The sequence below is a fragment of the Brevundimonas sp. GW821-FHT09G01 genome (assembly GCF_059416065.1).
In genome coordinates, this window is the sequence record NZ_JBWKOL010000001.1 from 525843 (window position 1) to 537825 (window position 11983).

The 11983-nt window shown below is 70.7% G+C and carries 12 protein-coding genes; 4 read left to right on the forward strand and 8 right to left on the reverse strand.

The annotated features are described in order from the left end of the window. Positions 1-149 precede the first annotated feature (149 nt). A complete protein-coding gene (aspS, locus tag AC07NB_RS02590) occupies positions 150-1982 on the forward strand; it encodes an aspartate--tRNA ligase (RefSeq protein ID WP_494571637.1) in 1833 nt (610 codons plus the stop codon). Positions 1983-2034: 52 nt separating this feature from the next. Here the strand turns inward: aspS and AC07NB_RS02595 are convergent, their stop codons facing one another. The 3 genes from AC07NB_RS02595 to AC07NB_RS02605 all read right to left on the reverse strand — a co-directional run bounded on the left by AC07NB_RS02595 (position 2035) and on the right by AC07NB_RS02605 (position 5966). Beyond that, complete coding sequence (locus AC07NB_RS02595; RefSeq protein ID WP_494571638.1) at positions 2035-2952, reverse strand: pentapeptide repeat-containing protein; 918 nt, start codon at positions 2950-2952, stop codon at positions 2035-2037. A 63-nt stretch (positions 2953-3015) separates the two neighbouring features. After that, the gene (locus AC07NB_RS02600; RefSeq protein WP_492313202.1) at positions 3016-3501 is read right to left on the reverse strand and encodes a pentapeptide repeat-containing protein; all 486 of its coding nucleotides are present in this window, start codon (positions 3499-3501) and stop codon (positions 3016-3018) included. Positions 3502-3554: 53 nt separating this feature from the next. Next, a complete protein-coding gene (locus AC07NB_RS02605; RefSeq protein ID WP_494572555.1) occupies positions 3555-5966 on the reverse strand; it encodes a TSCPD domain-containing protein in 2412 nt (803 codons plus the stop codon). 205 nt (positions 5967-6171) lie between these two features. On the opposite strand from AC07NB_RS02605, the gene AC07NB_RS02610 reads away from it, so the two are divergent. Together AC07NB_RS02610 and AC07NB_RS02615 are read left to right on the forward strand one after the other, a co-directional pair. Continuing rightward, positions 6172-6564, forward strand: a complete 393-nt coding sequence (locus AC07NB_RS02610; protein WP_492313200.1) for an NADH:ubiquinone oxidoreductase subunit NDUFA12 — start codon at positions 6172-6174, stop codon at positions 6562-6564. Further along, positions 6561-7220, forward strand: a complete 660-nt coding sequence (locus AC07NB_RS02615; RefSeq protein ID WP_494570827.1) for a DUF2155 domain-containing protein — start codon at positions 6561-6563, stop codon at positions 7218-7220. Before AC07NB_RS02610 ends, AC07NB_RS02615 begins: the two co-directional genes overlap by 4 nt. Here the strand turns inward: AC07NB_RS02615 and aat are convergent. From aat to AC07NB_RS02635, 4 genes are read right to left on the reverse strand one after another with little or no spacing between them, the layout of a single operon-like run. After that, positions 7187-7882: a leucyl/phenylalanyl-tRNA--protein transferase gene (gene aat, locus AC07NB_RS02620; protein WP_492313198.1), complete on the reverse strand. Its 696-nt coding sequence runs from the start codon at positions 7880-7882 to the stop codon at positions 7187-7189. The two genes, AC07NB_RS02615 and aat, sit on opposite strands and share 34 nt — an antisense overlap. 6 nt (positions 7883-7888) lie before the next feature. Further along, positions 7889-9241, reverse strand: a complete 1353-nt coding sequence (gene accC / locus AC07NB_RS02625) for an acetyl-CoA carboxylase biotin carboxylase subunit (RefSeq protein WP_492313197.1) — start codon at positions 9239-9241, stop codon at positions 7889-7891. A gap of 3 nt (positions 9242-9244) precedes the next feature. Then, entirely contained in the window at positions 9245-9754 is a 510-nt protein-coding gene (gene accB / locus AC07NB_RS02630) for an acetyl-CoA carboxylase biotin carboxyl carrier protein (protein ID WP_492313196.1), read from the reverse strand. 19 nt (positions 9755-9773) lie between these two features. After that, complete coding sequence (locus AC07NB_RS02635; protein ID WP_492313195.1) at positions 9774-10241, reverse strand: type II 3-dehydroquinate dehydratase; 468 nt, start codon at positions 10239-10241, stop codon at positions 9774-9776. 99 nt (positions 10242-10340) lie between these two features. Between AC07NB_RS02635 and thiS the strand changes: the two genes are divergently transcribed. Further along, positions 10341-10538: a sulfur carrier protein ThiS gene (gene thiS, locus AC07NB_RS02640; protein WP_492313194.1), complete on the forward strand. Its 198-nt coding sequence runs from the start codon at positions 10341-10343 to the stop codon at positions 10536-10538. Positions 10539-10544: 6 nt separating this feature from the next. On the opposite strand, the gene AC07NB_RS02645 is transcribed toward thiS, so the two are convergent. After that, a complete protein-coding gene (locus AC07NB_RS02645) occupies positions 10545-11945 on the reverse strand; it encodes a vWA domain-containing protein (RefSeq protein ID WP_494570828.1) in 1401 nt (466 codons plus the stop codon). Positions 11946-11983 lie beyond the last annotated feature (38 nt).

Consider the following 11983-nt stretch of genomic DNA (forward strand, 5'->3'; position numbering starts at 1 on the left):
TCGCACGATTCACACGCTTCGCACCATGGTTTCGCGGTGCGCGGCGCGGCCCGAAATCGCCGTCGGCCTTGACTTTCGCAGGCGATGATGCGCCCTTCCGGCCTCCCGAATTCCGCCCCTCGCGGGCCCGAATCCAAGACGAACCGACCATGCACGCCTACCGCTCCCACACCTGCGGCGCCCTCCGTTCGACCGACGCCGGCGCCAATGTCCGCCTGTCGGGCTGGGTGCACCGCAAGCGCGACCTCGGCGGCCTGCTGTTCGTCGATCTGCGCGACCACTACGGCATCACCCAGTTGGTGCTGCACCCGTCGACGCCGGGCTTCGAGATCGTCGAGCGCCTGCGCGCCGAAAGCGTCATCCGCATCGACGGTGAGGCCGTCATGCGCGACGCCAGCACCGTCAACGCCCTGCTGCCGACCGGTGAAGTGGAAGTCCGCGTCCAGGGCCTCGAGGTCCTGTCGGAAGCCGCCGAACTGCCGATGCCGGTCTTTGGGGATCAGGAGTATCCGGAGGAAATCCGCCTCGCCAACCGCTTCCTCGACCTGCGCCGCGAGCGTCTGCACAAGAACATCGTCCTGCGCTCCAAGGTCATCTCCTCGATCCGCCAGCGCATGGTCGGCCAGGGTTTCCTGGAGTACCAGACGCCGATCCTGACGGCGTCTTCGCCCGAAGGCGCGCGCGACTTCCTGGTCCCGTCGCGCCTGCACCCGGGCAAGTTCTACGCCCTGCCGCAGGCCCCGCAGCAGTTCAAGCAACTGCTCATGGTCTCGGGCTTCGACCGCTATTTCCAGATCGCGCCCTGCTTCCGCGACGAGGACCTGCGCGCCGACCGCTCGCTGGAATTCTACCAGCTCGACGTCGAGATGAGCTTCGTCACGCAGGAGGATGTCTTCGCCGCCATCGAGCCCGTCATGCACGGCGTGTTCGAGGAGTTCTCGGAAGGCCTGCCGGTTTCGCCCATCAACGGGACCCATACCTTCACCAACGACTTCGGCGAGCAGTTCGAGCACGGCGGCTTCCAGCGCCTGACCTACGCCCAGTCGATGGCCTGGTACGGCACCGACAAGCCGGACACCCGCAACCCGATCAAGATGCAGGACGTCTCGGACCACTTCCGCGACGGCGGCTTCGGCCTGTTCAACAAGATCCTCGGCGCCGACGAAAAGAACGCCGTCTGGGCCATCCCGGCCCCGACCGGCGGCTCGCGCGCCTTCTGCGACCGCATGAACTCCTGGGCCCAGGGCGAGGGCCAGCCGGGCCTCGGCTACATCTTCTGGTCCGACGACCAGAACGCCTGGGGCGGCCCGATCGCCAAGAACCTGGGTCAGGAACCGACCGAGGCCCTGATGACCGCGCTCGGCCTCGGCAAGGGCGACGCCGCCTTCTTCGTCGCCGGCAATCCCGGCGTCTTCGCCAAATTCGCCGGCCTGGCCCGCACCCGCGTGGGCGCGGAGCTGAAGCTGATCGACGAGGCCCAGTTCAAATTCTGCTGGATCGTCGACTTCCCGATGTTCGAATGGTCGGAAGAAGAGAAAAAGGTCGACTTCAGCCACAACCCGTTCTCGATGCCGCAGGGCGGTCTGGAGGCCCTGGAGACCCAGGACCCGCTGACCATCCGGGCCTATCAGTACGACATCGTCTGCAACGGCTATGAGCTGTGCTCGGGCGCGATCCGGAACCACAAGGCCGAGATCATGCTCAAGGCCTTCGGCATCGCCGGCTACGACGCCTCGGTCGTCGAGGAGCAGTTCGGCGGCATGCTGAACGCCTTCCGCTACGGCGCGCCGCCGCACGGCGGCCTGGCCCCCGGCATCGACCGCATCGTCATGCTGCTGGCCGGCGAGACCGCCATCCGCGAGGTCATCGCCTTCCCGCTGAACCAGCAGGGCGAGGATCTGCTGATGAACGCCCCGACCGAGGCCGGCGAGCGCCAGCTCAAGGACGTGCACATCCGCACGGCCGTGCCGATCAAGGTCTGACGGGCCTGGGATAAAGGAAAAGGCCCTCGTCCGAGACGGGGGCCTTTTTTTGTCAGCGGCCGCTGGCGACCACGAAATTCCTGACCCGGGGCGGAGCCGGGGGCGCCGCCGGGACCGGAGGCGCGGGCGGCGCGACGCGGACCCCGGAGATGCCGCGGCAGGTCCGGGCGGTCAGGCGGCCCGGCAGGCGGGTGTTGGCGTCGCCGCAGGCCCGGCCGACCTGTTCCTGCGTCAGGCCGTGCGCCCCCGACAGGTCCGCGCCGCGGATGTCGGCCCGGTTCATCTCGGCTTCGCTGAAGTTGGCGCCCGCGAAATTGCCGCCCGTCAGCCGCGCGCCGTTCAGCTCGCTGCTCTGGAAGGAGGCTCCGCGGAAGTCGCCGTTCGACAGGTTCGACATGCCGATCTCGGCGCCGCCGAAATTGGCCCCCCGGGCGCTGACGTTGGCCAGGGTCGCGGCGTTGATCTCGGCGCCGGTGAAGTTGGCGTTGCCCATGACCGCGCCGTTCATATTGGCGCCGTTCAGCTCGGCGCCGGTGGCGTTGACCCGGTCCATGCGGACCCGGACCATGGTCGCGCCCATGGCCGAGACGCCGGTCATGTTCGCGCTGGTGAAGTTGGCGCCGGTGAAGTTGGCCCCGACCAGTTCGGCGCCCGTCAGATCGGCCCGGCTGAAGTCGCTGCCCGAGAAGTTGGAGCCCACCAGCTCGGCGCCGCGCATCACGGCGCCCACGAGGGTGGCGTTGGTGAAGCTGGCGCCGGTGAAGGCCGCGCCGGTCAGGTCACGGCCCGACAGTTCGCAGCGGTTGCAGGACCCGCCCAGCGAGACCATGCGGGCCACGTCGCGATCCTGGAACTGCAGCTGGATCTCGGCCGCCGCTGGAGCCGCGGCGCACAGGGCGGCGGCGAAGGCCGCGCCGGAGACACCGGTGACCATGACGCGACGGAAGAAGGAGTCGGCAATCTGTTTCACGCCACCTTCATGAGGCCAAACCCCGAAGAACCCTACTTAAATCGCCGTAACGTCGGTGGCCGTTCAGCAGCGCGAAATGGACAGGCCCGCCGGCAGCCGTGTGGCCTCGTCGCCGCAGGCCTGGTTCAGCCGCGACTGGCTCAGCCCCGTCGCCCGAACCAGCGAGGCGCCGGAGAAATTGGCGCCCGTCAGGGTCGCCCCGGTGAAGTTCGCGCCCTCCAGATAGGCGCCCACGAAACTGGCGTTGGTCAGGTCGGCGCCCGAGAAATTCGAGCCGGAGAAGACCCCGCCGTAGGCCTCCACGTCGCGCAGGTCGGCGTTGGAGAAGCGGGTGCGGTTCATCACCGACAGGCTGAGATCCGCCTGGCGCAGGCGCGCCCGCGACAGGTTCAGACCGTTGCGCTCCAGCCCCGACAGGGCCGCCTGGAACAGGTTGCAGCCGGAACAGCTGGCGCCGCCGCGCACGCTGGCGATCTGGCCGGCGTTCTGGGCCGCGGCGGGCGAGGCGAGGGCGGCGGCGAGGGCCGCGGCGGTCAGGAACAGCTTCATCTCAGGCTCCGGCGCTCTGTTGAGCTTGGGCAGCCTCGCATGAAATCGTTGATTTAACCCTGCATCGAGGGCGCGGCCCCGCAGGTGTCGCAGATCCAGCCCGCGCCGCGTTCCTGCAGCGCCAGGTCGCCGCAGGCGGGGCAGGCGGTGGCCTCGCCCGAGACGACCGGGGCTGTGGGCGCGGCCGCGGCCTCCTTCTTCTGTCCGAAGGGCAGGACCACCAGGTTGTCGGGCGCCGCGCCGCGGGCGAAGCCCTTGGAGATGAAGCGGGCCGCCGGCACCGTCTCGGCGACCTCGCCCTCGGCGCCGCCCAGGCCGTCGCCCGGCCCGGCGTCCGCATTGGCCAGCGCCTGCCGGTCCAGATAGGACACGCCCAGCTCGCGGAAGATGTAGTCCAGGATCGAGGTCGCCGACTTGATCGAATCGTTGCCCGTGACCCGTCCGGCCGGCTCGAACCGGGTGAAGACGAAGGCGTCCACGAACTCGTCCAGCGGCACGCCGTATTGCAGGCCGATCGAGATCGCGATGGCGAAATTGTTCATCAGCGAGCGGAAGGCGGCGCCTTCCTTGTGCATGTCGATGAAGATCTCGCCCAGCTCGCCGTCCTCGTACTCGCCGGTGTGGATGTAGACCTTGTGGCCGCCAACGGCCGCCTTCTGGATATAGCCCTTGCGGCGGTCGGGCAGCTTGCGCCGGGTGCGGTCGCGCTCGATGACCTTCTCGATCACCCGCTCGACATTGCGGACCTCGGGTTCGCGGCGGCGCTCGCGCTCCTGCCCGGCGCTGTCGGGCAGGTCCAGCAGCGGCCCGGCGGGCGGCGCGGCGCGGCGCAGACGGACGGCCCGGCGCCCGTCGCGGGCGGCGTCCGCCAGGACGCGAGCCGCCTGGGCCGGGGTGGCGTTCCAGTCCAGCGCGACCGGCGACAGGTCCGGCGCGCCGCTGAACCGGTCCAGCGCCGTCCGCAGGCCGGTCTCGAAGCCCGCCGGGTCGGCCAGGACCGCCGACAGGGCCTCGGGCGCGCCCGTCCAGCCCTCCAGGTCGCCGTGACCGAAGGCCCAGCCGCCGGCGGCGGCGATGTCGTCGTCGGTGAAACCGAGACGGGTCAGCAGATCGTCCTCGGCGGCGTCCTCTATCCCCAGCACGTCGCGCAGGAAGCCGGCGTCCAGCACCGGGGCGCGGAACGCGTCCTCAAGCCGCTCGACCTGGGCCAGGGCCAGTTCGACGCCCTCCAGCTCCACATCGGTGAAGCCGTGGGCGCGCAGGGCCGCGTGGTCGACGCCCGGCGCCCCCGCCAGCGTGCGGCGGCCCAGCAGATGCCGTTCGGCGTCCTCGACCTCGCCGCCTTGGTCTTCAATCGCCCGGGCGAAGGCGGGCCTCAGGCGGGGGGCGGCCTCGCCGTCGGCGGTCTCGAACCGGTCCAGCGCGGTCAGGGGCGAGGCGCCCAGACGCAGCATGGCCTCGCGGTCGTCGATGAACAGGCCGGACGCGCCCGCTTCGGCGATCACCGCGGCCAGCTCGGCGGCGCGGGCCAGCGGATCCGCCGCGCCCTCGACCAGCACCAGGTCCGCCAGGTCCGCCAGTCCGACGCTCACCGGAACCGAACCGCCGTCCGACAGGGCCGTGACCCACAGCCCGGCCAGGTCGCCCAGCGCCGCCTCGAAGCCGTCGCGGGTCAGGGCGCGCAGGGCGGTCAGCGAGATCAGCACCCCGGCGCCGCGCGCGGCCTCCGCGGCCAGTTCCGCCGTCTCGGGGTCGAAGGCCAGGATCAGGTCCCCGTCCAGCGCGCCCTCGGCGGCCAGCACGGCCTCCGGCGCGCCCGAGGCGATCAGGCCGCGGTCGGCGACGGCCGTCCACGGCGCCGCGGGGCGGGCGGGCAGGGGCGCGGCCTCGAATGATTCGCCCGCGACCGCCCGCAGGATGTCGGCGTCCGAGGCTCCGGCCCGGCGCGCGGTCATCGCGGCCCGGGCCAGCGCGGGGTTGATGGCCGGATCGGCGCAGTCGCCGCGCGGTCCCTCGCAGCGGCTGACGGCCTCGCTGACGGCGGCCAGGGCGGCGGCCACGGCGTCGACGGCTCCGGCCGCCAGGCGCAGGGCGCGGCGGCGCGCGGTTTCGGCGGCCAGCAGGCGGGCGGCGGCGGGATCGGACAGGATCAGGGCGTCCCCGGCGGCCACCGCCTGCGGCCGGGCGGGCGTGGCCAGGCCCAGGCGCAAGGTAGCGGCCAGTTCGGCGGCCAGGGTTTCGTCGGGCGCCTGACGGGCAGCGAAGGCGTTCGCGGCCTCGACGATCAGGTCCTCGCCCTCCAGCGGCAGGCCTTCCGCGGCGGCCCAGTCCAGCCAGGCCTCGGCCCGGGCGTCGGACCAGTCCTCGGGCGCCACGACCTCGACCAGCCGGCCGCCACGCTCGATCTCGCGCACGGAGCGGCGGACGGCGGAGGCGAGGACGGCGAAGCGAGGCTGGGGACGCATGCGGGTCTCGAGGCGGCTTTTGCCGATGCTACCGGTTGAAACCGGTCCGCCGCAATAAATCTGGCGTGTCGCATCAGGGTTACCCCCAAGATGTTGAGTTTCGCCGTCGCCGCGTTCCGCTGGACGGAAGCCTTCGCGGTTTCTATGATCAGCGTCGCTGTCGCCGGGGTGTTCCGGGCGGCGCGAGACGAGTGGAATTCCCGACGTGCTAGGCAGAATCTTCGGTTGGACCAGCGGCGCCACCATCGGCACCTTCTTCACCATCGCCAAGCGTGGCGAGAAGATCGGCACCGACGAATTCGGGAACACCTATTACCAGTCGCGCGACAACGTCAGCTATGACGGCCGCAAGCGCCGCTGGGTGATCTACAACGGCTACGCCGACGCCTCGAAGGTGCCGCCCGAGTGGCACGGCTGGATGCACTACACCTACGACGAGCCGCCGACCGTGGAGCCGCTGCCGCGCCGGTCGTGGGAAAAGGACCACCTGCCCAACCTGACCGGCACGCCGATGGCGTGGCGCCCGCAGGGCTCGCTGGCCGCCGAGGGCCAGCGCCCGGCCGCGACCGGCGACTATGAGGCCTGGCGTCCGGAATGAAGCGTCGCGGGCTCATCCTCGCGGGCGTGACCGCCGCGGCGATCCTCGTCGCCGGCGGCGTCGTGGCGTCCGCGTTGAACGACATGCCCCAGGACGCCCGTCCCGTGGATCCCACGGCTGAGCTGAACCGCCAGCCGACGCCGCAGACGACCCCGCCCGCCGAACCGGCCCCCGAGGCCGCGCCCGCGCCCGCCGCCCCCATCGCCATCACCCCGCCCGGACCGGTCGTCGTCGCCCCTGTCGCCGAAGAGACCGACGCCGAGAAGGCGGACGAGGAAAAGGCCGACCAGAAGGCCGAAGTCCGGGGCGAGCCCTCGACCACGCCGGGCCGCCGCCAGCGCCGCCGCGTCGCCATCGTCGAGGCCGTCGACAAGATCACCGCCGAACGCATGCGCTTCGAGGTCGAGGTGGGCGGTCGTCCCGTCCGCTTCCAGCGCACCCTGATCTTCACCGCCCGCGCCTGCGAGGTCTCGGCCTCGGACGAACAGGTCGGCGACTCCATCGCCTATCTGGAAGTCAGCCTCCAGCCGCGCGGCGTCGTCCAGACCGCCGCGCCGCGCCAGATCTTCCGGGGATGGATGTTCGCGTCCGCGCCGGCCGTGAACGGCCTGCAGCACCCGATCTACGACGCCTGGGTCGTCGGCTGCAGGGCGTAGAAGACCGCTTCGGCGCCCGTCATCGGCTCGAACAGCGAACGGACCTGGGGCCGCGCGCGCAGCGCCGCCTTCAACTGCCGCAGATAGGCCGCCTGCGGCGTCTCGACCGCTCCGAACTGGCTGAGGTGCTCGGTCAAGAACTGGGCGTCCAGCAGCCGCCAGCCGCCGCGCTTCAGCCGCCCCACCAGATGCACCAGCGCGACCTTCGAGGCGTCGCGCTCGCGGCTGAACATGCTCTCGCCGAAGAAGGCCCCGCCCAGGGTCACGCCGTACAGCCCCCCGACCAGGCGCTCGTCGCGCCAGACCTCGACGGAATGGGCGTGGCCGCGGGCCTGAAGCGCGATGTAGAGCCGCCGGATCGGCGCGTTGATCCAGGTGTCCTCGCGGCCCGGCATGGAGGCGGCGCAGGCGTCCAGCACGGCGCTGAAAGCGGTGTCGACCCGCACCTCGACCGGCGTGGATCGCACGGTCTTCCTTAGCCGTGTGGGAATGTGGAAGCCGTCCAGCGGGATGACGCCGCGCTGGTCCGGTTCGACCAGGAAGACGCGCGGGTCATCGCGCGCCTCGCCCATGGGAAAGACGCCGGTGGCGTAGCAGTTCAGCAGTTCGTCCGGCCCGAAGCCGCCGAAGGGGGATGAGGCGCTGAAGCCGGGTTCCTCCACCGGGGGCTAGGCTTCGCCCTTCTGGCGCTTGGCCCAGTTCTCCAGCCAGTGGATGTCGTAGTCGCCGGACAGGATGTCCGGCTCCTGCAGCAGCTTCTGGAACAGGGGAATGGTGGTGTCGATGCCGCCGATGACCATCTCGCCCAGGGACCGTTTCAGGCGTGCGATGCACTCCTCGCGGTCACGTCCGTGGACGATCAGCTTGCCGATCAGGCTGTCGTAATAGGGCGGGATCGAATAGCCGGCGTAGATGGCGCTATCCAGCCGCACGCCCAGGCCGCCCGGGGCGTGGAAGTCCGTGATGGTGCCCGGCGACGGGGTGAAGGTCTCGGCGTTCTCGGCGTTGATCCGCACCTCGATGGCGTGGCCTTCGAAGTGGATGTCGTCCTGGGTGAACGACAGCGGCAGGCCGGCGGCGATACGGATCTGTTCGCGGACCAGATCCACGCCCGTGATCATTTCCGTAACCGGATGCTCGACTTGCAGGCGGGTGTTCATCTCGATGAAGAAGAACTCGCCGTCTTCCCACAGGAATTCGATGGTGCCGACGCCCAGGTAGCCGATGGCGGCGATGGCCTTGTTGACCGTCTCGCCGATGGCCTTGCGGCCCTCGGCCGAGAGGGCGGGCGAGGGGGCTTCTTCCAGCACCTTCTGGTGGCGGCGCTGCAGCGAGCAGTCGCGTTCGCCCAGGTGCACGACGTTGCCGTGGCTGTCGGCGATGACCTGAATCTCGATGTGGCGCGGCTTCTGGAGGTAGCGCTCCATGTAGACGGCGCCGTTGCCGAAGGCGGCCAGGGCCTCGGACTGGGCGGTCTGGACGGCCTCGACCAGGTCGTCGGCGGTCAGGGCCACCTTCATGCCGCGTCCGCCGCCGCCCGCCGCCGCCTTGACGATCAGGGGGAAGCCGATGGTCTTGGACGCCTCGATGGCGGCCTCGATGGTCTCGACCTCGCCGGCCGAGCCGGGGACGCAGGGAATGCCGGCCGCCAGAACCGTCTGCTTGGCGCTGATCTTGTCGCCCATGACCCGGATATGCTCGGGCTTGGGACCGATGAAGGTCATGCCGTGGGCTTCGACGATCTCGGCGAAGCGGGCGTTCTCGGACAGGAAGCCGTAGCCGGGGTGGATCGCCTGGGCGCCGGTGATCTCGGCCGCCGCGATGATCGAGGGGATGTTCAGGTACGACTTGGCCGCCGGCGCCGGGCCGATGCAGACGCTCTCGTCGGCCAGGCGCACCCACATGGCGCCGCGGTCGGCCTCGGAGTGCACGGCGACGGTGGAGATGCCCATCTCCTTGCACGCGCGGTGGATCCGCAGGGCGATTTCACCGCGGTTCGCGATCAGGACCTTCGTGAACATGGCTTACGCCTCGAGCAGGACGAGGGGTTCGCCGAACTCGACGGGCTGGGCGTCGCCGACCAGCACTTCCCTCACGACGCCGTCGCGGGGAGCCTGGATCGGGTTCATCGTCTTCATGGCCTCGACGATCAGCAGGGTCTGGCCCTTTTTCACCTTGTCGCCCGGCTGGACGAACGGCGGGGCTTCCGGCGAGGCCTGCAGATAGGCGGTGCCGACCATGGGCGACTTCACCTCTTCGCCCGACTTGGCGACGATGGTGGCCGGGTCCGACGGCATGGAGGCCGGGGCGGCGGCGGGCGCGGCGGCGGCGACCGGGGCGGCCTGGGCCGGCGCGGCGGCGTACTGCATCACCGGGGCGGCTTCACGCGCCACGCGGATGCGCAGTTCGCCCCGCTCGACCTCGATCTCGGTCAGCGAGGTGTCATTCAGGATGTCCGCCAGTTGCCGCACCAGGATGGTGTCGATCTCGGCTTCGTTCTTGAGCTTGGGGGCAGTCGTCTTCGGATCGGCCATGGGAGCCTCTTGTTGTCCTTTAAACCGAACGGTCGGCGGACCGGCGGCGTTCCTGCGCCAGTCCGAGGGCGGCCTTGACCGCCAGTTCGTAACTCATCGGGCCGAAACCCGAAACCACGCCGGCGGCGATCGCCGACACATAGGTGCGATGCCGGAAGCGCTCGCGCGCCGCCGGATTCGACAGATGACATTCGACGATCGGAACCGTCAGCGTTTTCAGGGCGTCCAGCAGGGCCACCGAGGTGTGCCCGTAGCCGGCGGGGTTGATCACAAGGGCGTCAGCCTTCTCGCGGGCCTCCTGGACCCAGTCGATCAGCTCGCCCTCGTGATTGGTCTGGCGGAACACCACGGTCGCGCCTTGGGCGGTCCGTTCGCACAGCGCCTGGACGTCCGCGAGCGTCTCGCGCCCGTAGATTTCAGGCTCTCGGACCCCAAGCAGGTTGAGGTTCGGGCCGTTCAGGACGTAGAGGACAGGACTGTCGGGCATTCGCTCGCGAAGGTGACGTTCCGACCGGAATCGGACCGGCCTTTTAGCTCAGGCGTGGCCGCAAGCAAGCCGCGCGCCGCAAGAGAGTGACGCAAGGTCATGCAAATCCAGGTCAACGGCGAGCTTCGCGAGGTCCATGCGGACACCATCCTGGCCCTCGTGGAGGAGCTGGGGCTGGATATCCGCAAGGTGGCCGTGGAGCGCAATCTGGAGATCGTGCCCCGCTCGCGTCACGGCGTCACGGCCCTGGCCGCCGGCGACCGGATCGAGGTCGTCCAGTTCGTCGGCGGCGGCTGAGTCGGCCTATTTCGGCGCGCAGACCCCGGCGTCGTAGGGGCCGACGGTGCGGATGACCTCGTTTTCCGTCGGTTCGATGCGGCGGCCCGAGATCTGGCTGTCCAGCACCCGGCGCAGCAGGCTGTCCAGGCGGCTGACGACGTAGCATTTGACCTCGGGCGTCGCGTGCGGATTGCCCACGCCGCTGTCGTCGGTGAGGAACAGATAGCGGCTCTGGGTCGCGGCGGCGGCGGCGCGCAGGACGAACTCGGCCCGGTGGCCTACGCCGCTGGCGGCGACGGGCGTGATCTGGATGCGGCGGGCGCGGGCCTCCTGCACCTGCTCCCAGGTGGCGGAGATGCGGTCGTCATGCGGCGGGGCGTCGGCGACCAGCACGACCGAGCGCACGGCGTCGTCGCGCCACGGATAGTCCAGCGCCCGCGTCAGGGCCTGGTCCATGGCCTCCGGATAGTCGCCGCCGCCGTCGGCCCGCTGGGCCTCCAGCTGGCGCACCAGTCCATCGACATTGCCGGTGAAGGGGAAGTCGCGGACCACATACTGGTCGCCGTTGTCGCGATAGACGATCAGGCCGATGCGGGTGTCGACGCGCGGGTGGCGCTCGGCCAGCGAGGCCATGATCGAGGCCAGCTCGCGCTTCAGATACTCCATCTCGTCGCCCATGCTGCCGGTGGCGTCGATGACCAGTAGCAGGTCGAAGGCGCGCACCTGGGCGGCGCGGGCGGCGGTGCGGATCTCCAGCCGGCGATCCGGTCCGACCGTCAGCCGGCGGGTCGCGCCGTCGACGGTGACGTTCGCCGTGCGGCCCAGCCGGTCCAGACCGGGGAACAGGACCACGGTCCCGTCCGCCAGGGTGCGCAGCCGCAGCGGCTCGCCCTGCGGCCGAGACACCGAGACCTCGACGAAGGGCGCGGGACGGCCCTCGGCGTCGCTGACCGCGATGGTGATGGCCTGGCGGGTGTCCACCCAGGGCAGGCTCACGCCGCCCTGATCCTGCAGATAGCGGCCGACATAGTCGGCGTACCAGGTGGGGTTCAGCAGGTCGTCATAGTCGCCGGCGGTCAGCAGGCCGGCCTGCGGGGGGCGCGGCTGGGCCGGGCGGGTGCCGCGGTCGGGCAGGGCGACGGGCGTGGGCGCGGCGATCCGGGCGTCGTCCCCGGCGCCGGCCTCGCCCTCGCGGCGGATCCGGCTGCCGGTCACCACGACGTCGTCGACCGAGGTCGCCTCCTCGCCGACCACGGCGGGGCGTGACGGCGCGGGCGGAGGAGGGGGCGGCGGAGGCGGCGGCGCCACGGCGGGGGGCGGGGCCATGGCCGGCCCGCCGGCGGTGCTGCAGCCGATGACGGTGATCGCCGTGGACGCCAGCAGGATCGCGACGGCGCTCCTGGCGACGATGGACCTGATGCGCATGACGACACTCCTTCACAGAACAACACGTGAGCCCAGTC

Bases quoted from the DNA above. Each gene is read 5' to 3' on its own strand.
- aspS (WP_494571637.1), top strand. From the start codon at position 150: ATGCACGCCTACCGCTCCCACACCTGCGGCGCCCTCCGTTCGACCGAC.
- AC07NB_RS02600 (WP_492313202.1), bottom strand. From the start codon at position 3,501: ATGAAGCTGTTCCTGACCGCCGCGGCCCTCGCCGCCGCCCTCGCCTCG.
- AC07NB_RS02605 (WP_494572555.1), bottom strand. From the start codon at position 5,966: ATGCGTCCCCAGCCTCGCTTCGCCGTCCTCGCCTCCGCCGTCCGCCGC.
- AC07NB_RS02615 (WP_494570827.1), top strand. From the start codon at position 6,561: ATGAAGCGTCGCGGGCTCATCCTCGCGGGCGTGACCGCCGCGGCGATC.
- accC (WP_492313197.1), bottom strand. From the start codon at position 9,241: ATGTTCACGAAGGTCCTGATCGCGAACCGCGGTGAAATCGCCCTGCGG.
- accB (WP_492313196.1), bottom strand. From the start codon at position 9,754: ATGGCCGATCCGAAGACGACTGCCCCCAAGCTCAAGAACGAAGCCGAG.
- AC07NB_RS02635 (WP_492313195.1), bottom strand. From the start codon at position 10,241: ATGCCCGACAGTCCTGTCCTCTACGTCCTGAACGGCCCGAACCTCAAC.
- thiS (WP_492313194.1), top strand. From the start codon at position 10,341: ATGCAAATCCAGGTCAACGGCGAGCTTCGCGAGGTCCATGCGGACACC.
- AC07NB_RS02645 (WP_494570828.1), bottom strand. From the start codon at position 11,945: ATGCGCATCAGGTCCATCGTCGCCAGGAGCGCCGTCGCGATCCTGCTG.